Here is a 26,196-nt window from a genome sequence, read left to right on the forward strand (position 1 = left end):
CAGATCACCTGTTTGACGGTTCGTTACAACGGTAGCCACTATCAAACGGGTTTTTAGCGGGGCGTTTTGGGATCTGCATCACGCTGAATCGTGTTAAAAATTGCTGTTACCCTCTACGTGATCGCTAAGACAAAACCGGCGTATCACGCTGTGACGCGGGGCATGGCGTTAACGGTTTGCTAACAGAAGTCAGGTGAGATATCAGTGAAGACTGAGTCCAGAAGGCAGGAAATATCGAATGTTCCAGAGTATTTCACCGTAACCCATAAAGATAACACTCAGAGAGATACGCGAAATATGATTCTGGTAAGAAGACCCGGCAGACTCCCACCGGGTCTTGATTATTTACGGTCTTGAGGCTGTACCGTCCGGCGTACGAGCCATTGTCCAGGATGGGATCCCACCCTCGCACGGATACTTCGCCGCCTTGGCTTCATCAATGTCGATACCCAGACCCGGCTTATCGTTCAGGTATGCATAGCCGTGATCTATCTCCGGGCAGCCTGGGAAGACATCGCGCAGCGCATCATTCATTGGCGTGTACTCCTGAATGCCAAAATTCGGCGAGCTCAAATCAAGATGCATATTGGCGCAGACGCCCACAGGAGAAATATCGCCTGGTCCGTGCCATGCGGTGCGTACGCCATTGAGTTCACTGTAGACGGCAAGTTTCTTCGCCGGGGTAATCCCTCCAATGGTACTCACGTGACAGCGAATATAGTCGATCAGCTTGTTGTCGATGAGCGGCTTCCATTCATTCACATTAACAAATAGCTCCCCCATAGAAATCGGCGTGGAAGACTGCTGGCGCAGCATTTTCAGCCAGTCGATATTTTCCGGTGCGACAGGATCCTCAAGATAAAACAGTTGATATTGTTCGAGTGTTTTGGCCAGGTTAATGGCGGTGACAGGCGTGACGCGCTCATGCACATCATGGATAAATTCGATACCAAAGCCGAGTTTGTTACGCAGGTGGTCAAACAGACGCGGGACGCTCTTTGCATAGGCATCCGGGTCAAAGTAGATCCCGGGTGTTTTACTGCGCGGTGAACGCTTCGGTTGAATGTTCTTCGCGCGCGCCAGCTGAGTGGCGATCAATTTGAGGTCATCAGTCCCCGCACCGCCATACATCCCCATCTGGCAGCGAACGTACTGGTAGCCCTCTTCCATTCTGGCACGGATATTATCTTCTACTTCGACTTCATCACCGCCATCGGTATGGCAATATAGCGGGATCCCGTCGCGACATTTCCCTCCCAGCAGGTCATAAACCGGCATGCCTGCCAGCTTACCTTTGATATCCCACAGCGCCATATCCACGCCAGACAAGGCATTGTTCATGATGGGGCCATTACGCCAGTAGCCGCTGACGGCGCCCGACTGCCAGATATCCTCAATGCGCGTCGGATCTTTACCTATCAGAAAAGGCGTCATGTACTCATCGATCGCGCTTTTTACTGCAAAGATACGTTGGGTAAATGTCGCGCATCCCAGTCCATACAGCCCCGGTTCATTGGTCTCAATCTTGACGACAGCCAAATCAATACCGCCCGGTGCCGTCAGAATCGTTTTCACGTTGGTTATTTTCAGGTTGCTCACTTTCACTCCTTAACTCCGCGAATTTACGGCATGTCATACCGTTAAGAATGACACGACCATCACTTGTAAGTCGTCCTACAACTTGCCGTTGTTATATCACGGTTGCATTTTCATGGTTCTTTGAGAGTTACGTTCTGTGATGACGATCAAATTACGTTCAATAAATTTTTAAAATATATATTAAATTCAATTATTTACAAACATGACAATGAAGGTGACATACAACTATTTGTGATCTTTGTTGCAAATAAATAGCGAGGTTCTTGATTTTGTCATGACGAAAACTCAACCTTTAAATAGACAGTCGTCATACAAATTAACGAGTGAGGATTAAATATGACCGCATTATTTGACTTAACGGGGAAAACGGCACTGGTTACGGGTTCTGCACGTGGGCTGGGTTTTGCCTACGCAGAAGGCCTTGCCGCGGCAGGAGCACGGATCATCCTGAATGATATTCGCGATACGCTGTTGGCAGAGTCAGTGGGTACGTTGACGAACAAAGGTTACGATGCACACGGGGTGGCTTTCGACGTGACCGATGAGCAAGCGATTGAGTCTGCCTTTGATCAACTCGATTCACAGGGGATAAAGGTCGATATTCTGATTAATAACGCCGGTATCCAGTACCGCAAACCAATGGTAGAGCTGGAACTGGAACACTGGCAGAAAGTGATTGATACCAACCTGACCAGCGCTTTTCTGGTCTCCCGCGCGGCGGCAAAACGGATGATTGCACGCAACAGCGGCGGAAAAATCATTAACATTGGCTCACTCACCAGCCAGGCTGCCCGTCCGACCGTGGCACCGTACACGGCAGCAAAAGGCGGGATCAAAATGCTCACCTGCTCGATGGCGGCAGAATGGGCGCAGTTTAATATCCAGACCAACGCTATTGGCCCAGGCTACATTCTGACGGACATGAACACCGCACTGATCGAAGATAAACAATTCGACAACTGGGTGAAAAGCAGCAACCCCTCTCAGCGCTGGGGTCGGCCGGAAGAGTTAATCGGTACCGCCGTCTTCTTATCATCCAAAGCATCAGATTATATCAACGGACAAATTATCTACGTCGATGGTGGCTGGCTCGCCGTGTTATAAGCCACCCGACCTCTACCTACTCGCCTTTAAAATTGACGGCATGTGTTTACCATGAAACATGCCGATATAACACAGGTATTATTATGAAGGCTTCAAGACAACGACTCTTTATTCTCACATTGCTGTTTATTGTCACGGCAATAAATTATATGGATCGTGCCAATCTTGCAGTTGCAGGCACGAATATCCAGAATGATTTTAGTCTGACCCCTACGCAACTGGGTTTGCTTTTCTCGATGTTTACCTGGGCCTACGCTGCCAGTCAAATCCCTGTCGGCTATGTCCTTGATCGCATTGGATCTCGTATTCTTTATGGCGGCGCGATCATTCTGTGGAGTATTTTTACCTTTATGATGGGGTTCGCTTCACATCATTTATTTGCAACAGCAACCGCTTCATTTGTTATGTTATTAGCTTGCCGTGCATTAATTGGTGTTGCTGAAGCACCTTCTTTTCCTTCAAATACTAAAATAATCGCCACCTGGTTCCCGGATCATGAGCGTGCGCGTGCAACCGCTATTTACTCCAGCGCTCAATATATCGGCCTGGCATTACTGACGCCATTCCTCTCCTTTATCGTAGCAAACTACGGTTGGGAGATGTCATTCTACCTGTCCGGCGGCGCAGGCATTCTGTTCGGTGTCTACTGGTTACTGTACTACCGCGATCCTCAGCACAGCTCCTCCGTGAACCAGGCTGAACTGGATTATATCAAGGCGGGCGGCGGCTATGGTTCCGCCAACCAGTCTACAGTGAACAAGAAAATCAGCTGGCATGACATTAAATTTTTCCTCGGTAAGAAAACTATCTGGGGGCTGTTCATCACCCAGTTCGCCTGTTCATCCACGCTTTATTTCTTTCTGACCTGGTTTATTGTTTACCTGGAAAAAGGGTTACACCTCTCTATTTCAAAAGCCGGTATTGGTGCCATGCTTCCCTATATTATGGCGATGTTTGGCGTGCTCTGCGGCGGTACGTTAAGCGATATGTTATTAAAAAAAGGAAAATCCAGAACGCTGGCACGTAAATTACCAGTGATGACCGGATTATGCGTCACCATGATTATTGGCCTGGTGAACTTCTTTGAAGATAAACCGGTCATTGCCATTGTTATTCTGTCGATTGCATTCTTTGCCAATGCCTTTTCAAATCTGGGCTGGGTGGTCTGGAGTGACGTTATTCCACGGAATTTCCTCGGCACCATGGGCGGATTTTTAAATATTTGCGGAAACCTCTCCGGGATTGTTAGTCCAATTGTGATTGGGGTTATTCTCGAACGCACACAAAATTTCCAGTATGCGATGTGGTATATCGCAGGTGTCGCTGGGATCGGCTTATTAGCTTACATCTTCCTGGTGGGGAAAATTGAAGTAATCCTGCCCGAAAAAAAGAATGCCAACACCGTGGATAAGAATGCCATTAATCCAGCGACTGCTAACAAATAATGAGATCATGATGAAAACTGAAAAAATAACCTGTAATGCGTGTCTGGCCCATGCGGAAAAAGACGTACGCTTTGAAGCACGTGAAATCGAGTACAGTGAACATGACGTTGTCGTAAAGGTAGCCTGCGGTGGCATCTGCGGCTCTGATATTCATTACTACCAGCATGGCCGGGCAGGGATGTCGATCCTCAAACATCCCATGGTAATTGGCCATGAGTTTGTCGGCGTGATTAGCAAAGTCCCCGCTGGCAGCGAGCTGCAAGTGGGTCAAACGGTAGCGGTAAACCCGTCCTGCCCCTGCAATCAGTGTGAGATGTGTCTTTCTGGCCATCAAAACCTATGTGGTTCCATGCGCTTTATGGGTAGCGCGCAGTTCAATCCTCATGTGAATGGCGGTTTTTCTGAATTCGTGGTGGTTAAACCTGAGCAGTGCATTCCGTACAATAGCCACATTCCCGCGAACGTGATGGCCTTTTCCGAACCGCTGGCAGTCGCCATACACGCAGTAAAAATGGCGGGTCAGTTGACTGGAAAACGCGTGCTGGTGATCGGTGCAGGCCCGATTGGCTGCCTGATCCTCGCAGCGGCACGCAGTGCAGGCGCATCCGAACTGGTGGCTTCCGATCTCAGCCCGCGCTGCCTGGAACTGGCTCGCCAGATGGGGGCGACGGCGGTGATGGATCCGCGCGATGAAGAACAGGTTGCCCGTTATCAGCAACGTAAGGGCTATTTTGATGTAGTGTTCGAGGCCTCCGGCGCGCCGGCTGCCGTGGCATCTACGGTGGACTTCACCCGCCCTGCGGGCACCATTGTCCAGGTCGGAATGGGAGCAAGCCCGGTTAGCTGGCCAGTGTCGCCAATGCTGGTCAAAGAGCTCAACTGGGTTGGTTCATTCCGCTTTATCGGCGAATTTGTAACAGCAGTCCGTTGGCTGGAAGACGGGCGTATTGATCCTCGCCCTCTCATCAGCGCTGAATTCTCGCCTCAGAAAATTGAAGACGCATTGATTACGGCTACAGATAAAAATGTGTCTGCTAAGGTGCTCATTCGTTTCGATTAACGGTGAAAAGCGCCCGGTCGGGCGCTTTGTTCTTAAAAGTGAATTGCTATACAATAAATCACTTCAGCGACATCTTACCGGAAACCCACTTTGAGCATAAAATCCATTCAAAAACAGAACGTTGTAAATGAAATTTATGATCAGATAAGCGGAAAGCTGCTGGATGGTAGCTGGGCGCCGGGTAGCCGTTTGCCTTCAGAAGCAGAGCTAACCACCTCATTCAACGTCAGCAGAGTCAGCGTACGCAGTGCGGTTCAGCGCTTTCGTGACCTGGGGATTGTGGTGACACGCCAGGGCAGCGGTAGCTATGTGAGCGAACACTTCACCCCGCAGATGTTGAGTAACGATCCTCGCCCGATCATGCACCTTAGCCGTGAAGAGTTTCACGACATGATGATTTTCCGCCAGACGGTGGAGTTCAAATGCGTAGAGCTGGCGGTGACCCACGCCACCGATGACGACATTCGCCAACTCGAAGAAGCGCTAAATAATATGCTGATCAACAAGGGTGACTACAAAAAATACTCAGAAGCAGACTACGAGTTTCATCTGGCGATTGTCAGGGCGTCGCACAACAGTGTGTTCTACAACGTAATGAGCTCGATCAAAGACATCTATTACTACTATCTTGAAGAGCTTAATCGTGCACTAGGCATCACCCTTGAGAGCGTGGAAGCTCATATCAAAGTCTATATGTCTATTAAGAATCGTGACGCCAGCACGGCAGTGGAAGTACTCAACGAAGCCATGTCAGGGAATATTATTGCCATCGAAAAAATCAAATCGGCAGATACATCCGGGACAGATTAAGGTCTACGGTCGGTTTGGCTCGTGGAACACATGCGCAAGCAAACTGTAGATAAAAGCACACCGCTTCCCCTCTCATCTCATATCAGCGTGGACATGTCGACGCATCAGGTACTGGCGCTACGTGCAATTCCGGCGATACGCGTTTATCCCCAGAGTTCATCATGCCGGTACCGATTCGGGCAGAATTAAATGGTTTCGCCCAACGACAGGCGGTAGTGCAGGTCTACTTTCTCAATGGTCGGCAGTCCTTTGATTTTTTTGATTAAAATCTCAGTGGCGACCTTACCCATCTCAAAGCGCGGAGTCAGCACGCTGGCCAGCCGCGGGGTGATAATCTGGCCGATCTCCAGACCATGAAAACCGGCGATCGCCAGCTCCTGGGGGACATTGATACCCGATGCGAGGCACTCCTGTAACACGCCCACCGCCAGGTCATCATTGGTGCAGAGGATCCCGTCCATGGTGGCATACATCTGCCGCGCCAGATTCATCATGCCGGTACCGATCGACACCGACGACACCTTGTTCGGCGCAATACGCCCGGTCGCCAGTCCGGCATTCTCCATCGCCTGGCAATAGCCAGCGAAGCGCTGCTCGTCGCGCACATCAGACATCGAGCCGAAATAGATAATGTGCCGCTTGCCGCTCGCCAGCAGCATCGTGGTCATGTCAAAACCGGCTTTGAAGTTATCGAAACCAACGTTGATGCGTCCGGGATTCTCCGCCAGCCCCATCACTTCGGCGATGGGAATTTTGGCCGCGTTGAGGTACTTATCCGCCCGCAGGGTGTGGACCGACTCGGTCAGTAGCAGGCCTTTGACATGAAACGCCAGCACCGCCGCAATCTGTTCCTCTTCGCGCTGGCGATCGTAATCGTAGTTGACCACCAGCGTCTGGTAGCCATGCGCCGCGGTCACCGATTCGATCCCCGCCAGCAGGTCGGCGAAGATTTGGTTGTGAAAAGAGGGAATTAATACGCCAATGCGCGGGACGACGACGCTGGTCATCGCCGGATTATCAGGATCGGGCTCATAGCCGATTTCCGCAATCACGCTGGCGATACGTTCTGCGGTCTCCGGTTTGACTTTATCCGGCGTACGTAAATAGCGGCTGACGGTCATCTTGGTTACGCCGGCCAGCGCTGCAATATCATTGAGCGTAATGCGTTGTGCTTTCATCTATCGACCCGTCAAAGACATCCACTGCATCAGGCCATTATGCCTGCCGTTCAGGAAAAAGAGAATCACACCATTCTGCGCTTAACCCCTTGAGCCATGGCAATTTCCACCCGACATCACGTTTAGCGTAACCCCTTTTCGTAACACCCTTTTGAGTGATCTCCATCACAGATTTACCCGGCAAAAATCCGTGAGATAGAGCACAGGTTGTTGCGGGCCATGTTTTGCCACCAGCGGCATTAACACGCACCACATCATTTATATTCAGCCGTTAATCAGGATATCAAGATGAAAGATCTTTTCAGCTTACAAGGCAAACGTATTTTAATTACTGGCGCAGGACAAGGAATTGGTTTTGTCATGGCGCAAGGCCTTGCACAATATGGCGCAGAAATTATTGTCAACGATATTTCGGCGTCTCGTGCGGATGATGCGGTCATGAAATTACGTGATGAAGGTGCCCTCGCCCACTCCGCGGTATTTAATGTCACCGATGCCGAGGCGGTTGAAAATGCGATTGCGAAAATTGAAACCGATATCGGTGCGATTGACGTGTTATTTAATAACGCGGGTATTCAGCGCCGTCATCCTTTTACCGAATTTCCGGTGCAGGAATGGCATGACGTTATTTCCGTCAACCAGACCGCGGTATTCCTGGTCTCCCAGGCGGTAGCCAAACGCATGGTCAGCCGCCGGCGCGGCAAAATCGTCAATATCTGCTCCATGCAGAGCGAACTGGGCCGCGATACGATTACCCCGTACGCCGCCGCCAAAGGTGCGGTGAAGATGTTGACTCGCGGCATGTGCGTCGAGCTGGCGCGCGATAACATCCAGGTCAACGGTATTGCACCGGGCTATTTTAAAACCGCCATGACCCAGGCCCTGGTGGACGATCGGGCCTTTACCGACTGGTTGTGTAAACGTACGCCTGCCGCACGCTGGGGCGATCCGCAAGAGCTGATTGGCGCCGCCGTGTTTCTCTCCTCCAAAGCATCCGATTTCGTCAATGGACATCTGTTATTCGTCGACGGCGGCATGCTGGTTGCCGTCTGATTAAGGAGCGCATTATGGCAGGACAATGCATTATTTTGATGGGCGTGTCGGGCACCGGGAAGACCACCGTGGGTCAGGCGCTGGCCCAGGCGCTTGGCGCCAAGTTTATCGACGGTGACGATCTTCATCCCCGGCAGAACATCGTCAAAATGGCCGCCAGCCAGCCGCTGGATGACCACGATCGCCAGCCGTGGCTGGAGCGCATTGGCGATGTGATTTTCAGCCTTGGGCAGAAGAACGAATCCGGCGTGCTGGTATGCTCGGCGCTGAAAAAGCGCTACCGCGACCAGCTGCGCGAGGGTAACCCCCATTTACGCTTCCTGTGGCTGACCGGCGACTACGACTGCATTTTGCAACGGATGCAGGCACGTAAGGGCCACTTTATGCCGGAAGCCCTGCTGCGCAGCCAGTTTGCCGCGCTGGAAACCCCGGACGCCAGCGAAGGCGATATCGTCGCGGTGGATATCGCCCCCGATGTCGCAAGCATTGTGGCGCACTCCATCACATTACTTAACCCGCAACCCACGCAGGGAGTCCCGGCATGATTATCGATACCTTAAGCGCCGCCGCTAAAAATAGTTTTTACCCGCCGGTTATCCGCAAAGCATTGCAGGCGGTACTGCAGCAGGAGCCGCACGCTCTGCCACCGGGGAAATACACCGTCGATGGCGATAATCTGTTTTTTACCGTTGTCGAAGGCAGCACGAAACCGCTGGCGGAACAGCGCCCGGAGTACCATCGTCAGTACATCGATATTCATATTGTGCTGCAAGGTGAGGAGATTATCGGAGCCGGAAACAAAGGCCTGGAGATTGTCCCGGACGGACCGTTTAAGGACGCCCATGATATTGGCTTTTGTGAGGGGATCAGCAGCGAAACGCTGATTCATCTGCATCCTGAAGAGCTGGCCGTCCTGTTTCCCGGGGAACTGCATCGACCAATGAGCGCCATGGATGCCGGCGCGCCGCTGCGCAAAATTATCGTCAAAATTGACCACGTGCTGCTTTAATCAGTCAGCCATCGGCCCCGCCGCGTTCCATGCGGGGCCACATGAATTTGTCTCTTAGTTATCCAGTTCGTCCATCGACTTAACCTGATCGCGGTTGATCTGCTCGGTACGACCGGTTTCCGCATTTTTGTAGGACACCATGCCGGTATCATCATCCACCTGCGGTTTGCCATCGGTCACAATGGTTTTACCATCGGTAGTTTTCAGCGACTGATTGGATGAACACCCGGCTACGGTAAACAGTGCAGCAGCGGCGAAAACCGCAGCGGTGAGGGGTTTATTGTATTTCATCGTGTTTCTCTCCCGTTATTCAGTCAAATTAATTATTTCCTAACCACTTCAGGCTAGCTGACCAAACCGAGAGAGAACACCAGAACTCTCCGAAGTGGTGTTTTCACGCGGATGTCCTTGTTTTTGTTCGAAGCCGATCGCAAGGCAAAAAAAAGCGCCCCCGGTGTCGACCACCGGAGGCGCTTTTTACGGGCAGATTACATTATTTCTTAATCTGCGCGTGCATTTCCTGCACCGAGGTGACCTTCTCGATAGCGTTGGCGTTCAGCGCCATTGCCGTCGCGAAACCGCCGTTCAGGGTCGTGTCGTAATGAACTTTGTACTGCAGGGCGCTGCGGCGAATCAGCTTGGAGTCTTCAATCGCCTGACGACCTTCAGTGGTGTTGATGATGTAGGTGTATTCGCCATTCTTGATACGGTCCTGAATGTGAGGACGACCTTCATGCACCTTGTTCACCAGACGCGGGTTGATACCGGCTTCACCCAGCACAATCGCGGTGCCGTGGGTGGCATCCAGTTCGAAACCAAACTTCAGCAGTTTCGCCGCCAGGTCAACCACACGCTCTTTATCGCCTTCGCGAACGGAGAGCAGCGCGCGTCCCTGTTTTTTCATAGTTGAGCTGCTGCCCAGCTGCGCTTTCGCGAACGCTTCCGCGAAGGTACGCCCGACGCCCATCACTTCCCCGGTAGAGCGCATTTCTGGCCCTAACAGCGGGTCAACGCCCGGGAATTTGTTGAACGGCAGCACCACTTCTTTCACCGAGTAATACGGCGGGATAATCTCTTTGGTCACGCCCTGCTGTGCCAGAGTCTGGCCAGCCATCACGCGCGCCGCCACTTTGGCCAGCGGAACACCGGTGGCTTTCGAGACGAACGGGACGGTACGTGCCGCACGCGGGTTGACTTCAATCAGGTAGACTTCGTTGTTCTTCACTGCGAACTGAACGTTCATCAGGCCGCGAACCTGCAGCTCGAAGGCCAGCTTCTGCACCTGCTCGCGCATCACATCCTGAATTTCCTGGCTCAGGGTGTAGGCTGGCAGAGAACATGCGGAGTCACCGGAGTGTACGCCAGCCTGCTCGATGTGCTCCATGATGCCGCCAATCAGCACCATTTCGCCGTCGCAGATGGCGTCCACGTCAACTTCTACCGCGTCGTCAAGGAAGCGGTCCAGCAGCACCGGCGCGTCGTTAGACACGCTGACCGCGGTCTGGAAGTAGCGACGCAGGTCGGCTTCGTCGTAGACGATTTCCATTGCCCGGCCACCGAGGACGTAGGACGGACGTACCACCAGCGGGTAGCCAATCTCTTTTGCCTTCTCAACGGCCATCTCGATGGCGGTAACGGTGGCGTTAGCCGGCTGCTTCAGCTTCAGACGGTCAACCGCCTGCTGGAAACGCTCGCGGTCTTCCGCGCGGTCAATCGCATCCGGGCTGGTGCCGATAACCGGTACGCCAGCGGCTTCCAGCGCACGGGCCAGTTTCAGCGGAGTCTGGCCGCCGTACTGCACGATGACGCCTTTCGGCTTCTCGATGCGCACGATTTCCAGCACGTCTTCCAGGGTGACCGGCTCAAAGTACAGACGATCAGAGGTGTCGTAGTCGGTCGACACGGTTTCCGGGTTACAGTTGACCATAATGGTCTCGTAACCGTCTTCACGCAGCGCCAGCGAGGCGTGTACGCAGCAGTAGTCGAACTCGATACCCTGACCGATACGGTTCGGGCCGCCGCCGAGGACCATGATTTTATCGCGGTCAACGGACGGGTTCGCTTCACACTCTTCGTCGTAGGTGGAGTACATGTAGGCGGTATCGGTCGCAAACTCCGCCGCGCAGGTATCCACACGCTTGTAGACCGGGTGCAGGTTGTACTGGTCACGCAGCTTGCGGATTTCGCCTTCACGAACGCCCGCCAGTTTTGCCAGACGCGCGTCGGCAAAGCCTTTGCGCTTAAGCTGGTGCAGGAAGTCAGCGGTCAGGCCGGTGATACCGAGTTCGGTCACTTTCTCTTCCAGACGTACCAGCTCTTCGATTTGTACCAGGAACCAACGGTCAATGTTGGTCAGGTTGAAGACGCCGTCCACGGACAGCCCGGCACGGAATGCATCGGCGATGTACCAGATACGCTCGGCGCCAGCGTCTTTCAGCTCGCGGCGGATTTTGGTCAGCGCTTCCGGATCGTCGAGGCTCACTTTCGGGTCGAAACCGGTGGCGCCCACTTCGAGGCCGCGCAGCGCTTTCTGCAAAGATTCCTGCTGGGTGCGGCCAATCGCCATCACTTCACCCACAGATTTCATCTGCGTGGTCAGACGGTCGTTCGCGCCAACAAATTTTTCAAAGTTGAAGCGTGGAATTTTGGTAACGACGTAGTCGATGGACGGTTCGAACGATGCCGGGGTACGACCGCCGGTGATGTCGTTCATCAGCTCATCCAGGGTGTAACCGACCGCCAGTTTCGCCGCCACTTTGGCAATCGGGAAGCCGGTGGCTTTCGATGCCAGTGCAGAGGAGCGTGATACGCGCGGGTTCATTTCGATAACAATCAGGCGACCGTCTTTCGGGTTCACCGAGAACTGAACGTTAGAACCGCCGGTTTCCACGCCGATTTCACGCAGTACCGCCATCGAGGCGTTACGCATAACCTGATACTCTTTGTCGGTCAGGGTTTGCGCCGGTGCCACGGTGATGGAGTCACCAGTGTGAATGCCCATGGCGTCGAAGTTTTCGATGGAACAGACGATGATGCAGTTGTCGTTCTTATCGCGCACCACTTCCATTTCGTACTCTTTCCAGCCGATCAGCGATTCATCAATCAGCAGCTCGTTGGTCGGAGAGAGATCCAGACCGCGGGTACAAATTTCTTCGAACTCTTCGCGGTTGTAGGCGATACCGCCGCCGGTGCCGCCCATGGTGAAGCTCGGGCGAATGATGCACGGGTAGCCCACATCGGCAGCAACGGCCAGCGCTTCTTCCATCGTGTGCGCAATACCGGAACGTGCGGTATCAAGACCGATTTTCTTCATCGCCACATCAAAGCGACGGCGGTCTTCTGCTTTATCAATCGCATCGGCGGTGGCGCCGATCATGGTCACGCCGAACTCTTCCAGCACGCCCTGACGTTCCAGTTCCAGCGCGCAGTTCAGCGCCGTCTGGCCGCCCATGGTCGGCAGAACCGAGTCCGGGCGCTCTTTTTCGATGATTTTGCGTACCACTTCCCAGTGAATCGGCTCAATGTAGGTGGCATCGGCCATTTCAGGGTCGGTCATGATGGTGGCCGGGTTAGAGTTCACCAGGATGACGCGGTAACCCTCTTCACGAAGGGCTTTACAAGCCTGAGCGCCAGAGTAGTCAAATTCACAAGCCTGGCCGATAACGATCGGGCCAGCGCCAAGAATCAGGATGCTTTTTATGTCTGTACGTTTTGGCATGGCTTTTTTCTCCTGATTATTTCGCGGACTGGCGGTACTGCTCAATTAACTCGATAAAATGGTCGAACAACGGCGCGGCATCATGCGGGCCTGGGCTCGCTTCCGGGTGTCCCTGGAAGCTGAACGCCGGTTTGTCAGTGCGGTGGATGCCCTGCAGGGTGCCATCGAACAGTGACTTGTGGGTCACGCGCAGGTTAGCCGGCATAGACGCTTCGTCGACCGCAAAACCGTGGTTCTGCGCGGTAATCATTACCACGTCGTTATCGATATCTTTGACCGGGTGGTTGCCGCCGTGGTGGCCGAACTTCATCTTCACGGTCTTCGCTCCGCTCGCCAGCGCCAGCAGCTGATGACCGAGGCAGATGCCGAATACCGGAACATCGGTCTCGAGGAATTTCTCAATCGCGTCGATAGCGTAATCGCACGGCGCCGGGTCACCAGGACCGTTGGACAGGAAGATCCCGTCCGGATTCATCTTCAGCACCTCTTCCGCAGAGGTTTGTGCCGGCACGACGGTCAGACGGCAGCCGCGATCGACCAGCATGCGCAGAATGTTGCGTTTGGCACCGAAATCGTAGGCCACAACGTGGAACGGCAGTTCGCTTTCCGCTTTCGCTTCCGGCAGGTCGCCCGCCAGCGTCCAGCTTCCTTGTGTCCAGCTGTAGGTTTCTGAAGTGGTGACTTCTTTTGCCAGGTCCATGCCGTTCAGGCCCGGGAACGCTTTGGCTTTTTCCAGCGCCAGCTGTGCATCCAGGTTATCCCCTACGATGATGCAGCCGTTCTGTGCGCCCTTTTCGCGCAGCAAACGAGTCAGCTTACGGGTATCGATATCGGCAATCGCCACGATGTTATGGCGCTTCAGGTAAGAAGAGAGGTCTTCGGTATTGCGGAAGTTGCTGGCAATCAGCGGCAGGTCGCGAATAATCAGACCTTGTGCATGTACCTGGGAAGATTCTTCATCGGCGGCGTTGGTGCCGACATTACCGATATGAGGATAAGTAAGAGTGACAATTTGGCGGGAATAGGAGGGATCAGTGAGGATTTCTTGATAACCGGTCATTGAAGTATTGAAAACGACTTCCCCAACCGCCGTGCCCGTTGCCCCGATGGCCCGACCGTGAAACTGGGTTCCGTCTTCCAGAACCAATAGCGCTGACTTAATCAAAACACCCTCCAGAGAATATTCACTCACTTTATTTGCATATTAATGCATAGCGATAGCACGAATCAATGCAAATTTGCTTACCTATGGATTTCTGGCAAACGGCGGCATTCTGGAGAGATGTCGGGCAAAAGTCAACTTAAAGCCGATATTTTTAATCTATTTTTACGTCACTGGGCACTTCACACTGCTTTAGCAGGCAAAAAGATCAACTAACTATGCTAAGAAAACGCTTGCGGACCAGGAAGATTGAAAAAATGCGGGCCTGAGTGTGAAAAAGTAGACCAAATGGTCAAAATTTACAATAACACAACAGAAATAGAAGAGATAAGCATGAATTATAAATGCTTGAGATAAAAACATTAATGAAACGATTAAAAATAAAAAGGGCAATAAAATATTGCCCTTTGCAATCAATCACATATTGAATGCAACAACCACATCACGATGGGTAATAAATCTTATAAACTGTTTAACTCCAGGACGTCTCGCATATCAAAAAGCCCGATTTTCTTGTCTTTCAGCCACAGAGCGGAACGAACGGCGCCATTGGCAAACGTCATCCGGCTGGAGGCTTTATGGCTGATTTCAATGCGCTCGCCGATATCGGCGAACATCGCCGTATGTTCCCCGACGATGTCACCCGCGCGCACGGTGGCAAACCCGATGGTGCCCGGTACGCGCTCGCCGGTATAACCTTCACGGCTGTAGACTGCGCAATCCTTCAGATCCTTGTTCAGAGCACCGGCAATCGCCTCGCCCATCGCCAGCGCTGTGCCTGACGGCGCATCGACCTTGTGGCGGTGGTGAGCTTCGATAATTTCGATATCAGTATAGTCACCCATGACCTTCGCCGCTTTTTCCAGCAGTTTCAGCATGACGTTAACGCCGACGCTGAAATTAGCCGCGAAAACTATGGCAATATCCTGCGCGGCATCGCGAATGGCTTGTTTTCCTGCGTCATCAAAACCCGTCGTACCAATCACCATCCCTTTCGCATGCTCGCGGCAAAACGCCAGGTGGTTTAAGGTGCCTTCCGGGCGGGTAAAATCGATCAGCACGTCAAAATCATCGTTGACTGCCGTCAGGCTGCTTTGCACCGTGACGCCCATGTGGCCTGCGCCTGCCAGTTCGCCAGCATCGCTGCCGAGCAGGGAGGAACCTTCGCGCTCCAGCGCCGCGCCCAGCGCCACGCCGTCCATCTGCTGTACCGCTTGAATCAACTGGCGTCCCATCCGGCCGCCCGCGCCCGCGATGGCCACGCGGATTTGTGCATCATGCATAGCTATTCTCTTTTGTTAACTTCACGTAAATAGTTTTCAGAGTAACCAGCCCAACGATGGGCCGCTACTCAAAAACACCGATAATTAGAAATTTATGACAAACCGCGATCGATATCAGTAAAAACTATATGTTTTTCATCATTAGAAGGAGAGATATCGTAGCGTTAAAGCACCGCTAACAGTCTGAGATCACTGACTCTTTGCGCATAAATCCGCACGATTCACGGATCACCAGCGCGGGGGGCAGAATAATCCGTTTTGGCGGCTCATTATTGCCCTGAATACGGCTATACAATAGCTCACCGGCTTTCCGACCAATCTCTTTTGCTGCCACCGAAACGGTCGTCAGGGCAGGCTGAACCAGAGCCGCCTCGGTAATATCGTCAAACCCCACCAGCGCAAAATCCCGACCCGGTTCACGCCCGGTTTTACGTAGCGCCTGCATCACACCAAGTGCCACAATATCCTGATAACAGACTGCGGCCGTTATCTCCGGATAGCGGGTCAGGAGCGCCTCGGCGACTTTCGCCCCATCAATCTGGCTGGCCTTAGCCGTGACAATCCACTCAGGATTAGGGGATATTCCGCTTTCCAGTAGCGTACTGGTGAAGCCACCAATACGTTGCGCCCGAGTACCTGAACTCAAGCTGCCACCGATAAAAGCAATATTCCGATGCCCCATTTTCAACAAGTGAGCGGTAGCCATTTGCGTGCCAAGAAAGTTATCTGTGCCGACAAAATCAAAATCCGGATCGCTGAGCGGACGTACCACCATAATGGCGGGAATATTGCGCCTTTTCAGGGCATCGAAAAATGAGGTCGGGGTTTCCCGCGCCGCGCACAACACCATGCCGCAGGCGTTGTTTCGCATGAGTGAGTCAACAAACTTCTGTTGTCGCTCGCCTGACTCTTCACTGTTTGCCAGGAACAGCAGCAGGTCGTGTCGCTCCATTTCATGACTTAAGCCCGCCGTCATCTCACCATAAAACGGGTTGGTAATATCATGCAGTAACAGTCCGACCTGATTGCTACTGCGATTCCGCAGGTTAGCGGCAGTCTGGTTGTAGACATATCCGGAATCATCCAGAGCTTTCAGCACCCGTTCACGCGTAGCTTGTGAAATCCGTCCTCGATTACGCAACACCATCGAAACGGTAGCCGTAGACACCCCTGCCCGTTCGGCCACCTGTGCCAGCGTTACTGTCGTCATCATGCCTCCTGTTCGTTCACTGAAGGTTAATCGAATAACCTAAAAAATGCATTATTCCCTGTGAGCACACTCACATTAAGACGCATTTTAGCCCGCTGGTTGTGGATTATGGCGGGTTAATCGCGTTAACCATACTGTCAAAACAAGGTTAATCGATTAATCTTTGTTTAGCCAATATGGAGACAAATAATGCAAACGACCTATGATAAATTCCCTGATATAGCCATTCAGGGCTATGACGACCAGGCCTGGCAGGGTTGGGCCTCCATCAATACCGCACTTAACGCCAGAACATCAACGTCCTCCAGAACCGTGCTGGTTGTGGACTGCTACCCAGGCGTGCGGATTGAGGAGCTGGAACAGCGCCTGTTGCCATCACTCAACGCTGCATTGACACTGAACGTCGAATCCGCCCGCCGCGATGAGCAAGCGTTACACGATCTCCTGGCGCGCAATCTTACCGATGACCGCGTCTTCGGCGTGCTGTCCTGCCATCACCTTGATGAGTTTTTTAATGCCGAAAAACTGCATCAGTTACGCCGCCAGGTTGACGCCGTAACGGAAGGCGTCATTGTGATCTATGGTCCTGGCGCCACGCTCGTTCACCCAGGAGACCTGCTGGTCTACGCTGATATGCCACGTTGGGAAATCCAACAACGGATGCGCCATGATGGCCTGGGAAACTGGGGGGCAGATAACCAGGACGAAGATATTCTCCGCCGCTATAAACGCGCCTTCTTTATTGAATGGCGCGTCTTCGACCGCCATAAAACGCCGTTGCTCAAACGTACCGATTATCTGCTCGATACCACACAAAAAGATGCACCGACGCTAGTCAGCGGTGAAGCGCTGCGCGCTGGACTACAGCACACTACCGCCCGCCCGTTCCGGGTCGTCCCTTTCTTCGACCCTGGTGTCTGGGGCGGTCAGTGGATGAAACAGCAATTCGATCTCGATCCCTCCGCGCCCAATTACGCATGGTGTTTTGATTGCGTGCCCGAGGAAAACAGCCTGTTACTGCGTTTTGGTCAGGTGCGGATCGAGATCCCCTCACAAAACCTGGTATTACTCCACCCACGTGCGCTCCTTGGCGAGAAGGTCCACGCCCGGTTTGGCGCTGAGTTTCCTATTCGCTTCGATTTTCTGGATACCATCGGCGGTCAGAACCTCAGTTTCCAGGTTCATCCGGTTACCGAGTACATCCAACAACAGTTCGGGATGCACTATACCCAGGATGAGAGCTATTACATCCTCGAAGCCGAGCCGGGAGCCGTGGTCTATTTGGGAACGCAAACGGGAATCAAACCGCAGGAGATGCTCGACGATCTACAGGCAGCCGGCCGTGGCGAAAAAGCGTTTGACGATCGGCGCTTCGTTAACCAAATCCCGGCGCGTAAGCACGATCACTTCCTTATCCCTGCCGGTACGGTTCACTGTTCCGGAAGCGGCACAATGGTGCTCGAAATCAGCGCAACACCCTATATCTTCACCTTCAAACTCTGGGACTGGGGGCGTTTAGGCTTAGACGGTTTACCGCGCCCGGTGCATCTTGAGCATGGCGAACAGGTCATCGACTGGCAACGCGATACGCAGTGGGTCAACGACAACCTGGTTAACCGCATTGAACCTATCACCGAAGGAGAAGGCTGGCGAGAGGAGCGGACGGGCATGCACGAACGTGAGTTTATCGAAACCCGTCGCCACTGGTTTACCGCACCGGTAACGCACCATACCAGGGGCGGCGTTAACGTATTGAACCTGATTGAAGGGGCGGAAGCTCTCGTCGACAGCCCTGACGGTGCCTTTGAGCCCTTTATCGTCCACTACGCCGAGACGTTTATCATACCCGCCGCAGTAGGCGAGTATCGCATCTCTCCATCGGGGAAAGGCGCAGGACAGCAACTTGCCACCATCAAAGCCTGGGTAAGGGGATAAGCAAATGATCAACATCATTGTTGCCAGCCACGGTCCGCTTGCCAACGCCCTGCTTGCCAGCGGGCGGATGGTTTATGGCGAATTACCGCATGTCTCTACCGTCACGCTCGACGAACAGGCGGGCATCGAAGGCTTTAAGCAGGACTTCGCCCGCACGCTGGGTGAAGTTGGTCAGCAGGCCGACGGCGTACTGGTGCTATGCGATATGCAAAGCGGTACGCCATGGAACGTCGCCTGCCTGCACGCATTTTCTTCCCAGACAACGCCTCCTGTCGCCGTACTGGCCGGGGTTAATTTCCCGATGCTGCTGCAGAGTGAAGACATTATCCACCTGACGGATGTTCACGCCGCTGCCTTACAGCTACTGGCGTTAACCGTACCCACCCTGATTAAAGCCACCCCGGTTTTAGCCATTCAGCCTGATGATTTTTAAAGGAAAACGCTTATGAGTATCTCTTTTGTACGTATTGACGACCGGGTGATCCATGGGCAGCTCGTGACGCGCTGGGCCAAAGAGCTGCCCTGCGACGGTATCGTGGCAATTGACGACGCTGTCGCGGCCGATCCGCTACTTTCGTCGGTGATGAAAGGCGCCGTGCAAGACATCAAAGTCTGGCTGTTCGACACCGCTACGGCCATTGAAAAACTGCCAAAAGTCATTGCCAGTGAGAAACGCTATTTCGTGATCGGCAAATCCCCGGTCACTTTACAGCGCCTGGAGGCGGCAGGGATCAGCCTGAAAAATGCCAATGGCAAAATCAACGTTGGCCCAATGAGCGCCCGCGCGGATACCACCACCATTGGACCAAATCAGTCGGTGAATGCCGCTGAGGTCGCCGCCTTTGACTGGCTGGTACAGCACGGGCATCACGTTGAATTCCGTCTGGTTCCGGATGCCAGCTACTACAGCTGGCAGGACGCACGCCAGAAGCTGAAATAAGGAGCGGATGATGATTATCGAAGCTACGTTGATTGGCATTCTTTGTTATCTGGGGGCCCTCAGCAGTCCCTGGCTTCTAGGTCTGACCGGCGGCTGGTATCTGATTACCCGACCGCTGGTGTCCGGCATGCTGGTCGGGCTGATTCTGGGCGACCTGAAGACCGGGATCATGATAGGCGTTGCGGTCCAGGCGGTTTATATCGCGATGGTGACGCCGGGCGGTTCAATGCCCGCGGACCTCAACTTCGTCGCCTATCCGGCAATTGCGTTAGGTATTCTGTCAGGTAAAGGGCCGGAGGTCGCGGTAGCTCTGGCTGCCACTATCGGTATCGCCGGCACGATTTTGTTCAATGCGATGATGGTGCTGAACTCCTTCTGGAATCACCGGGCCGACGTGGCGCTGGAGCGAGGCGACGATCGCGGTATTTATCTGAACAGCGCCATCTGGCCCCAGGTCACGAACTTTGTTTTACGCTTCGTGCCTACGTTTATTGCCGTCTATTTCGGCGCACAGTACATCAGCGGCTTTATGGACAGTTTGCCAAAGATCATTCTGTCGACGATGAACGTCCTGGGCGGCATCCTGCCTGCGGTGGGGATCGCAATACTGCTCAAACAGATCATCAAAAACTACACCATGCTGATCTATTTTCTCGTCGGTTTCGTCTGCATCGTCTTTTTAAAACTCAATATGGTCGCACTGGTGATCGTGGGTTCGTTGCTGGCGCTTATCCATTACAACTACAAACCGGAGCCGCAGCAAAACGCAGGCACAGCACCGGTCGTCGATGATGAGGATGAATTCTGATGGAAGACCGTACCCTGACCCGGAAAGATCTGCGCCGTTGCTGGCGAGCGTGGATGATGCACAACCTCTCGTCCATGAGCTTTGAGCGCCTGGAATCCTTCGGCTTCTGCCTGAGCATGCTGCCGGTGGCGAAAAAACTTTACCCGGATACCGCTGAGCGTACTGAAATGCTGCGCCGCCACGCTTCGTTCTATAACACTGAACCGCAAATCGGCGCGATTGTTAACGGTATGGTGCTGGGGCTAGAGGAGAAAAAAGCCAACGGTGATCCCATCGACGGTGAAACGATAAATACCCTGAAAGTCGGTCTGATGGGGCCGATCGCCGGGATCGGCGACTCGATGATCCCAGGCATGCTAATCCCCATCTTATTGAGTATTGGTATGGCGCTTGCGGCCGGCGGCAGTATTCTTGGGCCGCTATTTTATACCATCGCCTGGCTGGCTATTATTCTGCCGGGCTCGTGGTTCCTGTTTTTGAAAGGTTACAAAATGGGCTCCGGCTCGGTAGAAATGCTGGTCAGCAGCAAATCGGCCCGCCTGCGCGAAGCCTTGTCGCTACTGGGGGTTTTCGTGATGGGCGGCGTGGCGGCAAGCTACGTAAAGCTCGGCACCGGGCTGGAGTTTATTACGAAAGATGGCGTTAATATCCACGTCCAGCAAATGCTGGATGGTATTTTCCCGCAGTTACTGCCTCTTGTCGTGGTGCTGGGAACCTGGTATTTGATGGCCAAACGCGGCGTTTCGCCAGTGAAAGCCATGATCATGCTGCTGGTGCTGGCTGCGGCAGGCGTCGCCAGCGGTTTCTTTGCCGGTTAACATGCCTGAATAAAGCTGACCGGGGCATTACGCCCCGGTTTTCTTATGGATGGAAGTTGTGCCACAGCTCCGCCGTTTTATCCGGGCGGGAGATAAACTGAAAGCGCGCTGGGTCATCGATAAACTGCTGATAAATCGGATCGGAAGTTAGCCCAAATTCAGTGTACTGTCGGGGAGTGATCGCCTGTAATCGTCCTGCAACGTAATGCGGATTGTGCTGCCAGACCACGTGCTTATCTTGCAATAACGGGTACCATGCCAGCCCCTTACGCGCTCGAACAGCCTGATACTCAAAACCATATTCACGGTCGCACCAGGCACCGAAAGTGAGTGGAACATCCGGGTTAGCCGATATCGTGGCGTGCCCCCATCCTGGTGGCACCAGCACTTTTTCTCCTGGATTAGCAATCACGGCAAAGCAACGACCGGGATCGTCCTCTACGTACTCCTGCATATAGATAATTGCGCTCCCTTGCCAGATCTCATAGAGTTCTGGCGGCGACCAACCACTGTGCTGGCTAATACGATGGATATGCCCCTGGCTGCGAATCGGCTCATCTCCTAAACGTCCGGCGGCATAGGTCACTACGCCAAACAGCAACATTCGTTTTTGTAGCTCTTCACGATCCTGCATCCGCGCAACGTCCATGGCGATTGCATAAACATCTTGCGGTCCGTCGCAATGCGGGTCGCGCAGCGAAGCACGGATTTGTTCGAGGTGACGGATCTCCGGCATCGGGCCGGTCACATCCTCACCATAGCTGAAACCCAGCGGCTGATGATGAATCGTCATATCCAGACCATAATCGCGGACAGAATTAGCCATTCTGCACCTCCTTTGCCTGGATCTGCTGATGTTCCTCGATAATCCGCAACGCGAAGCCGTTTACCAGCGATGCGTAGTCATGGCCTGCAACGCCGGGCCAGACGGCCAACGCAGAGAGCGTATCCTCACCGGTATTAATCAACCGGTGGGCGGTAAATCCGGGAATAATATGCACGGACCCGACAGAAACCTTTTCGAGCCGCGCCTGTCCTTGCTCATTTTGCTGCAACAGCAAACCGCTACCGCGCAGGCCAAAGTAAACTTCGCCTTGCTCACGGCGGGCATGGTAATGCCCACGGGTCATAAAATACTCGTTGCCAACTTTCCCCGGATACAGATGGGTAACGCCGGTATACAGCTCCCCTTCGTCTGAAGGGGTATCAAACATTTCTACATCATAAACAACCTGCTCTCCCGCCATAGCCTGACGAGCCTGCTCATCGGCAAAAATACCGGCAAGATCGATGATGCGCGTTGACTTACCTAATAACGGACCATTGGAAAGTGCTCCACTGGCCCACGCCACCTGCGGTGGCTGGATAAAAGAAGGATTCATGTTTGTCTCCGGCCCAAGGAGAACAGCAGAATCAGATTAGCAGATTAATCGATTAACCTTGAATGTATCACGTGGATTTGCCGTCGGTATCACAGAACCCACGGCAGCATTGTCGCTATTCCAGCGTGTAGTTAACGATTAACTGCCCTTTTTTCATTTTCACCTGCAGTATCGTCACCTTGCCGAGCTCAGCCAGGCTGGCGACGTGCGTGCCGCCGCAGGGATAGCTCAGCATGTCGCCGAACCCGACCTTGCGCAGGCCATCGGCAAACGAGATCTGACGCGGTAAATGCTCTGTCTGCCAGGCTTCAACCTGCGCCAGCAACGCGCTGGCTTCGGGCAGCGACGCCTGTGCGCCGGCTTTGAAGGTGATCCGCCCTTCGCCAGGCCAATGATGAGCCTTGATGGGCTGCCAGCCAAAGCGTTCACCGGCCTGACCAATCAGATGCCCGGCAGAATGTAACCGGGCGTGCAGGTGCCTTTCTTCAGCATTCACCCGCATGGTGACTTCCTCCAGGGGCAGCGGCTGCGAAACAATATGCACAATGCTATCGCCGCGTGCGCTAACGCTCTCTACGGGAATATCGCCGATCCAGCCGCGATCGGCCGGTTGTCCGCCGCCCTGCGGGTGAAACAGGGTTTGATCCAGGGTGATGGCGTAGCGACCATCGGCTTCGGGCAGGCAGCCCAGTATCCGTGCGCGCCCTTCGGTCGCATCGCTGGTGTAATAAAGACGTTCAGTCATGGTTGTCCTCCTCTCTGTCAGGACAGTATATTGATATTACGCATGACGATAATCCCGTCATCCATCAATGGACCTTTGCCTGATGAGCACAAATGAATCTTAATTTACTGCCCGACCTTGCCCTGTTTGTGCAGATTGTCGACCACGGCAGCTTCTCCGCCGTCGCCAGGCTGAACGGAGTTACGCCATCGGCGATCAGCCGCAGCGTCTCGCGGCTTGAACATGAGATGGGTTGCAAACTGCTGCAGCGCAGTACGCGTAAATTACGCCTGAGCGATGCCGGGGAATCGGTCTATAGCCACGCGCTGGAGATGCTGGCGTCGGCCCGCCAGGCGATGGACTCCGCCAGCAGTACCCAGGAAGTAGCTCAGGGCAAACTCACGCTCAGCGTGCCTAAAGCCGTCGGTCGCTTCGTGATTCATCCGCTGATGACCGAGTTTCTCGATCGCTATCCGGAAGTGGATGTCTGCCTGCGGCTCGAAGACCGCTATCTGGATTTGATTGACGATGGTATCGATCTGGCGCTGCGCATTACCCATACGCCTTCTCCGGGGCTGCACGGCAAGCCGTTAATGCCGGTGACGCACATTATCTGCGCCACGCCGGACTACTTACGCCAGCACGGCACACCGCAGACGCCGGCTGACCTGCGTCACCACAGCTGTATCAGCCTCGGCGAAACCCCGGCTGACTCACGCTGGAAATTCCGCCAGGCGGGCAAAACGGACACCATTCAGACTCACGGACGCTACGCCGCCAACCATACCGCGGTACGCCTGGACGCGGTGAAGCAACATCTGGGGATCGGCAGCCTGCCGCTGTTTACCGCCCGCGAGGCGCTGGAGCACGGGGAGATCGTGCAGGTACTGGCGCAATGGGAGTTTATCAGCAGCTATAGTGGCCAGCTATGGCTGCTGTGGTCGGGCAATAAGCATATGCCCGCCAGAATGCGGGCCATGATCGATTACCTGAGCGAGAAGATTTACCGCCGCTAACTGGCGCCGCTTACGGTGCCAGAGACAGCACCTCCGCGGCCCAGCGCTGGAAACCGGCGACATCAAGATCCAGTGCCACCTGCGCGTTCGCTGGCTGGCCCAGGCGCCCTTCGATGTCGACAACGGTGGTACCGGCGGTCCAGGTTCCTTGCGTTTCCACCGCCACAAAACACGGTTTGAGCGTAAACAGCTCCGGGCGAACCAACCACGCAATGGCACACAGGTCATGCATACGCAGGCCGCTGCTCATGCTGCCGCTGCGATAGTGGCTGAATAACGCATGGAGCATTTTCCCGGTCTTATTCAACGCCGGCAGCGTCGCCAGATAGTCGGGCGCCAGTAGCGCCTGGTTCGTCACGTCCAGGCCGCACATGACGATCTCCAGACCGCTGCGGAACACCTGGGCTGCCGCCTCCGGGTCAATGGCAATATTAAACTCCGCGTTGGGCGTGAAGTTGCCGCGCCCGGCGGACCCGCCCATGATCACCAGCCGGCGAATGTTAAAGCGGCATTCCGGGTACTGCATCAGCAGCAACGCAATATTAGTCAGCGGACCAATTGCCACCAGCGTGACAGGCTCCGGGGCATGCATCAGCGCATCGCGAATCGCCTGGAAAGCCGGTTTCGGCAGCGGCTGGCAATCGTGCTCGACAAAATCATACCCTTCCATGCCGGATTCGCCGTGTACCGAGGCCGCGTCGCGTAGCGGACGTACCAACGGCATTGACGCGCCCTGGGCAAGCGGCACATCGGCCCCCCAGAAATGCAGCAGCTGCAGCGCGTTGCGGGTGGTTTTTTCCACCGACACGTTGCCCGCGACCGTGGTCATCAATTGCAGATCCAGCTCGGGGGCAAACAACGCCGCGGCTATTGCCGCCGCATCGTCGATGCCGGGATCGGTATCAAGAATGATCGGTAAGCGCATGGTTTCTCCAAAAAAAATGCCAGACATTAAGTCTGGCATCTTCTCACAACAGGGAACCAAAGAACTTATTCTACTTCACGGACATCAACCCGCAGTTCTTTCGGTACTTCGAAAACAATGTTCTCTTCACGGCCTTCCAGCGGCACCGCTTCACCGCCGCCCAGCTCCTGGAGGCGCGAAATCACATTCTGCACCAGAATATCCGGTGCCGACGCGCCCGCGGTCACGCCCACGCATGTGGCCGCTTTGACCCACACTTCCTGAATATCGGTGGCGTCGTCAATCAGATAGGCGGCTTTCCCCATCCGCTGAGCCAGCTCCGCGAGACGGTTCGAGTTAGAGGAGTTTTTCGACCCCACCACCAGCACCACATCGGCCTGTTCAGCCAGCGCGCGGACCGCTTCCTGACGGTTGGTGGTGGCGTAACAAATATCATCTTTACGCGGCCCGACGATTTTCGGGAAGCGTTCACGCAGGGCATCAATGACTTCAGAGGTATCATCAACCGAGAGCGTGGTCTGGGTCATAAACGACAGTTTGGCGTCATTTTTCACGTCCAGCGTCCAGACATCATCCGGCGACTCTACCAGGTACATTCCCCCTTGCGGGTTGCTGTACTGGCCCATCGTCCCTTCGACTTCCGGGTGACCGGCATGGCCAATCAGGATCGACTCTTCACCACGACGGCTGGCACGGGCGACTTCCATATGCACTTTGGTCACCAGCGGGCAGGTCGCGTCAAAGACCGTCAAATCGCGGCTTTTGGCTTCGTTGCGTACCGCCTGAGACACGCCATGTGCGGAGAAAATCAGGATCGCGCCGTCCGGCACTTCGCTAATCTGCTCGATGAAAATAGCGCCGCGCTGCCGCAGGCTATCAACCACATAGCGGTTATGCACCACTTCATGACGCACATAAATCGGCGCGCCATAGAGGGTCAGCGCGTTTTCGACAATGCTGATAGCGCGGTCAACGCCGGCGCAAAAGCCGCGCGGGTTAGCCAACAGGATCTGCATT

At 54.1% G+C, this 26,196-nt stretch carries 25 protein-coding genes; 13 read left to right on the forward strand and 12 right to left on the reverse strand.

Annotated elements, in window-relative coordinates; genetic code table 11:
* Positions 1–345: 345 nt before the first annotated feature.
* Positions 346–1,599, reverse strand: a complete 1,254-nt coding sequence (locus tag EDF82_RS21615) for an enolase C-terminal domain-like protein (RefSeq protein WP_123757546.1) — start codon at positions 1,597–1,599, stop codon at positions 346–348.
* 336 nt (positions 1,600–1,935) lie between these two features.
* On the opposite strand from EDF82_RS21615, the gene EDF82_RS21620 reads away from it, so the two are divergent.
* From EDF82_RS21620 to EDF82_RS21635, 4 genes are all read left to right on the forward strand, one after another.
* A complete protein-coding gene (locus tag EDF82_RS21620) occupies positions 1,936–2,703 on the forward strand; it encodes an SDR family oxidoreductase (RefSeq protein WP_123757547.1) in 768 nt (255 codons plus the stop codon).
* An 83-nt stretch (positions 2,704–2,786) separates the two neighbouring features.
* Positions 2,787–4,148, forward strand: coding sequence for an MFS transporter (locus EDF82_RS21625; protein ID WP_123757548.1), 1,362 nt, complete (start codon positions 2,787–2,789; stop codon positions 4,146–4,148).
* Positions 4,117–5,208 (forward strand): L-idonate 5-dehydrogenase, encoded by a 1,092-nt coding sequence (gene idnD / locus EDF82_RS21630; protein ID WP_187042167.1) that lies wholly within the window; start codon positions 4,117–4,119, stop codon positions 5,206–5,208. The genes EDF82_RS21625 and idnD overlap by 32 nt, the downstream gene beginning before the upstream one ends.
* 90 nt (positions 5,209–5,298) lie before the next feature.
* Entirely contained in the window at positions 5,299–6,018 is a 720-nt protein-coding gene (locus EDF82_RS21635) for a FadR/GntR family transcriptional regulator (protein WP_123757550.1), read from the forward strand.
* 185 nt (positions 6,019–6,203) lie between these two features.
* Here EDF82_RS21635 and EDF82_RS21640 read toward each other — a convergent pair whose 3' ends face one another.
* Positions 6,204–7,196 carry a LacI family DNA-binding transcriptional regulator gene (locus EDF82_RS21640; RefSeq protein ID WP_123757551.1) on the reverse strand — a complete coding sequence of 331 codons (993 nt, stop codon included), beginning with the start codon at positions 7,194–7,196 and terminating at the stop codon, positions 6,204–6,206.
* Positions 7,197–7,484: 288 nt separating this feature from the next.
* Here EDF82_RS21640 and idnO point away from each other — a divergent pair, with 288 nt between their 5' ends.
* Genes idnO through EDF82_RS21655 form a run of 3 tightly spaced genes read left to right on the forward strand, consistent with a single transcriptional unit; the run spans position 7,485 to position 9,258 of the window.
* Positions 7,485–8,249: a gluconate 5-dehydrogenase gene (idnO, locus tag EDF82_RS21645; protein WP_123757552.1), complete on the forward strand. Its 765-nt coding sequence runs from the start codon at positions 7,485–7,487 to the stop codon at positions 8,247–8,249.
* 14 nt (positions 8,250–8,263) lie between these two features.
* Positions 8,264–8,794, forward strand: a complete 531-nt coding sequence (locus EDF82_RS21650) for a gluconokinase (RefSeq protein ID WP_227540159.1) — start codon at positions 8,264–8,266, stop codon at positions 8,792–8,794.
* On the forward strand, positions 8,791–9,258 hold the full coding sequence (locus tag EDF82_RS21655; protein ID WP_123757554.1) for a YhcH/YjgK/YiaL family protein: 468 nt from the start codon (positions 8,791–8,793) through the stop codon (positions 9,256–9,258). Before EDF82_RS21650 ends, EDF82_RS21655 begins: the two co-directional genes overlap by 4 nt.
* 54 nt (positions 9,259–9,312) lie before the next feature.
* On the opposite strand, the gene EDF82_RS21660 is transcribed toward EDF82_RS21655, so the two are convergent.
* From EDF82_RS21660 to EDF82_RS21680, 5 genes are all read right to left on the reverse strand, one after another.
* Entirely contained in the window at positions 9,313–9,549 is a 237-nt protein-coding gene (locus tag EDF82_RS21660; RefSeq protein WP_123757555.1) for a YgdI/YgdR family lipoprotein, read from the reverse strand.
* A gap of 202 nt (positions 9,550–9,751) precedes the next feature.
* Positions 9,752–12,976 (reverse strand): carbamoyl-phosphate synthase large subunit, encoded by a 3,225-nt coding sequence (gene carB, locus EDF82_RS21665; protein WP_123757556.1) that lies wholly within the window; start codon positions 12,974–12,976, stop codon positions 9,752–9,754.
* 16 nt (positions 12,977–12,992) lie between these two features.
* Positions 12,993–14,141 (reverse strand): glutamine-hydrolyzing carbamoyl-phosphate synthase small subunit, encoded by a 1,149-nt coding sequence (gene carA / locus EDF82_RS21670; protein ID WP_123757557.1) that lies wholly within the window; start codon positions 14,139–14,141, stop codon positions 12,993–12,995.
* 458 nt (positions 14,142–14,599) lie between these two features.
* On the reverse strand, positions 14,600–15,421 hold the full coding sequence (gene dapB, locus EDF82_RS21675; RefSeq protein WP_123757558.1) for a 4-hydroxy-tetrahydrodipicolinate reductase: 822 nt from the start codon (positions 15,419–15,421) through the stop codon (positions 14,600–14,602).
* 175 nt (positions 15,422–15,596) lie between these two features.
* Entirely contained in the window at positions 15,597–16,631 is a 1,035-nt protein-coding gene (locus EDF82_RS21680) for a LacI family DNA-binding transcriptional regulator (RefSeq protein WP_123757559.1), read from the reverse strand.
* Between the two features lie 189 nt (positions 16,632–16,820).
* Between EDF82_RS21680 and EDF82_RS21685 the strand changes: the two genes are divergently transcribed.
* The 5 genes from EDF82_RS21685 to EDF82_RS21705 are packed head-to-tail and all read left to right on the forward strand — an operon-like array spanning position 16,821 to position 21,132.
* Complete coding sequence (locus EDF82_RS21685) at positions 16,821–18,566, forward strand: class I mannose-6-phosphate isomerase (protein WP_123757560.1); 1,746 nt, start codon at positions 16,821–16,823, stop codon at positions 18,564–18,566.
* Between the two features lie 4 nt (positions 18,567–18,570).
* Positions 18,571–18,999, forward strand: coding sequence for a PTS sugar transporter subunit IIA (locus EDF82_RS21690; protein ID WP_123757561.1), 429 nt, complete (start codon positions 18,571–18,573; stop codon positions 18,997–18,999).
* A 12-nt stretch (positions 19,000–19,011) separates the two neighbouring features.
* On the forward strand, positions 19,012–19,506 hold the full coding sequence (locus EDF82_RS21695) for a PTS sugar transporter subunit IIB (RefSeq protein ID WP_123757562.1): 495 nt from the start codon (positions 19,012–19,014) through the stop codon (positions 19,504–19,506).
* A 10-nt stretch (positions 19,507–19,516) separates the two neighbouring features.
* On the forward strand, positions 19,517–20,314 hold the full coding sequence (locus EDF82_RS21700) for a PTS sugar transporter subunit IIC (RefSeq protein WP_123757563.1): 798 nt from the start codon (positions 19,517–19,519) through the stop codon (positions 20,312–20,314).
* Entirely contained in the window at positions 20,314–21,132 is an 819-nt protein-coding gene (locus tag EDF82_RS21705) for a PTS system mannose/fructose/sorbose family transporter subunit IID (RefSeq protein ID WP_123757564.1), read from the forward strand. The genes EDF82_RS21700 and EDF82_RS21705 overlap by 1 nt, the downstream gene beginning before the upstream one ends.
* A gap of 43 nt (positions 21,133–21,175) precedes the next feature.
* Here EDF82_RS21705 and EDF82_RS21710 read toward each other — a convergent pair whose 3' ends face one another.
* The 3 genes from EDF82_RS21710 to EDF82_RS21720 form a co-directional block, all read right to left on the reverse strand.
* Positions 21,176–21,958, reverse strand: a complete 783-nt coding sequence (locus EDF82_RS21710; RefSeq protein ID WP_123757565.1) for a glucose-6-phosphate isomerase family protein — start codon at positions 21,956–21,958, stop codon at positions 21,176–21,178.
* Positions 21,951–22,514, reverse strand: a complete 564-nt coding sequence (locus EDF82_RS21715; protein ID WP_123757566.1) for a glucose-6-phosphate isomerase family protein — start codon at positions 22,512–22,514, stop codon at positions 21,951–21,953. Before EDF82_RS21715 ends, EDF82_RS21710 begins: the two co-directional genes overlap by 8 nt.
* 115 nt (positions 22,515–22,629) lie before the next feature.
* A complete protein-coding gene (locus tag EDF82_RS21720) occupies positions 22,630–23,259 on the reverse strand; it encodes an alanyl-tRNA editing protein (protein WP_123757567.1) in 630 nt (209 codons plus the stop codon).
* Between the two features lie 92 nt (positions 23,260–23,351).
* Here EDF82_RS21720 and EDF82_RS21725 point away from each other — a divergent pair, with 92 nt between their 5' ends.
* Positions 23,352–24,254, forward strand: a complete 903-nt coding sequence (locus EDF82_RS21725) for a LysR family transcriptional regulator (RefSeq protein WP_123757568.1) — start codon at positions 23,352–23,354, stop codon at positions 24,252–24,254.
* A 10-nt stretch (positions 24,255–24,264) separates the two neighbouring features.
* Here EDF82_RS21725 and rihC read toward each other — a convergent pair whose 3' ends face one another.
* Positions 24,265–25,179, reverse strand: coding sequence for a ribonucleoside hydrolase RihC (rihC, locus tag EDF82_RS21730; protein WP_123757706.1), 915 nt, complete (start codon positions 25,177–25,179; stop codon positions 24,265–24,267).
* Between the two features lie 65 nt (positions 25,180–25,244).
* Positions 25,245–26,195, reverse strand: a complete 951-nt coding sequence (gene ispH, locus EDF82_RS21735) for a 4-hydroxy-3-methylbut-2-enyl diphosphate reductase (RefSeq protein WP_123757569.1) — start codon at positions 26,193–26,195, stop codon at positions 25,245–25,247.
* Position 26,196: the final 1 nt, after the last annotated feature.

This window comes from Klebsiella sp. BIGb0399 (assembly GCF_003752615.1).
GTDB lineage: Bacteria > Pseudomonadota > Gammaproteobacteria > Enterobacterales > Enterobacteriaceae > Klebsiella > Klebsiella lignicola.

What these genes read in the sequence shown, in the direction of transcription:
- idnO (WP_123757552.1), top strand. Translation starts at nt 7,485, where the DNA reads ATGAAAGATCTTTTCAGCTTACAAGGCAAACGTATTTTAATTACTGGC.
- EDF82_RS21680 (WP_123757559.1), bottom strand. Translation starts at nt 16,631, where the DNA reads ATGACGACAGTAACGCTGGCACAGGTGGCCGAACGGGCAGGGGTGTCT.
- EDF82_RS21650 (WP_227540159.1), top strand. Translation starts at nt 8,264, where the DNA reads ATGGCAGGACAATGCATTATTTTGATGGGCGTGTCGGGCACCGGGAAG.
- EDF82_RS21625 (WP_123757548.1), top strand. Translation starts at nt 2,787, where the DNA reads ATGAAGGCTTCAAGACAACGACTCTTTATTCTCACATTGCTGTTTATT.
- ispH (WP_123757569.1), bottom strand. Translation starts at nt 26,195, where the DNA reads ATGCAGATCCTGTTGGCTAACCCGCGCGGCTTTTGCGCCGGCGTTGAC.
- carB (WP_123757556.1), bottom strand. Translation starts at nt 12,976, where the DNA reads ATGCCAAAACGTACAGACATAAAAAGCATCCTGATTCTTGGCGCTGGC.
- EDF82_RS21700 (WP_123757563.1), top strand. Translation starts at nt 19,517, where the DNA reads ATGATTATCGAAGCTACGTTGATTGGCATTCTTTGTTATCTGGGGGCC.
- EDF82_RS21685 (WP_123757560.1), top strand. Translation starts at nt 16,821, where the DNA reads ATGCAAACGACCTATGATAAATTCCCTGATATAGCCATTCAGGGCTAT.
- EDF82_RS21640 (WP_123757551.1), bottom strand. Translation starts at nt 7,196, where the DNA reads ATGAAAGCACAACGCATTACGCTCAATGATATTGCAGCGCTGGCCGGC.
- EDF82_RS21620 (WP_123757547.1), top strand. Translation starts at nt 1,936, where the DNA reads ATGACCGCATTATTTGACTTAACGGGGAAAACGGCACTGGTTACGGGT.
- EDF82_RS21705 (WP_123757564.1), top strand. Translation starts at nt 20,314, where the DNA reads ATGGAAGACCGTACCCTGACCCGGAAAGATCTGCGCCGTTGCTGGCGA.
- EDF82_RS21715 (WP_123757566.1), bottom strand. Translation starts at nt 22,514, where the DNA reads ATGAATCCTTCTTTTATCCAGCCACCGCAGGTGGCGTGGGCCAGTGGA.
- EDF82_RS21725 (WP_123757568.1), top strand. Translation starts at nt 23,352, where the DNA reads ATGAATCTTAATTTACTGCCCGACCTTGCCCTGTTTGTGCAGATTGTC.
- EDF82_RS21720 (WP_123757567.1), bottom strand. Translation starts at nt 23,259, where the DNA reads ATGACTGAACGTCTTTATTACACCAGCGATGCGACCGAAGGGCGCGCA.
- EDF82_RS21690 (WP_123757561.1), top strand. Translation starts at nt 18,571, where the DNA reads ATGATCAACATCATTGTTGCCAGCCACGGTCCGCTTGCCAACGCCCTG.
- dapB (WP_123757558.1), bottom strand. Translation starts at nt 15,421, where the DNA reads ATGCATGATGCACAAATCCGCGTGGCCATCGCGGGCGCGGGCGGCCGG.
- EDF82_RS21695 (WP_123757562.1), top strand. Translation starts at nt 19,012, where the DNA reads ATGAGTATCTCTTTTGTACGTATTGACGACCGGGTGATCCATGGGCAG.
- EDF82_RS21710 (WP_123757565.1), bottom strand. Translation starts at nt 21,958, where the DNA reads ATGGCTAATTCTGTCCGCGATTATGGTCTGGATATGACGATTCATCAT.
- EDF82_RS21655 (WP_123757554.1), top strand. Translation starts at nt 8,791, where the DNA reads ATGATTATCGATACCTTAAGCGCCGCCGCTAAAAATAGTTTTTACCCG.
- rihC (WP_123757706.1), bottom strand. Translation starts at nt 25,179, where the DNA reads ATGCGCTTACCGATCATTCTTGATACCGATCCCGGCATCGACGATGCG.
- EDF82_RS21660 (WP_123757555.1), bottom strand. Translation starts at nt 9,549, where the DNA reads ATGAAATACAATAAACCCCTCACCGCTGCGGTTTTCGCCGCTGCTGCA.
- idnD (WP_187042167.1), top strand. Translation starts at nt 4,117, where the DNA reads ATGCCATTAATCCAGCGACTGCTAACAAATAATGAGATCATGATGAAA.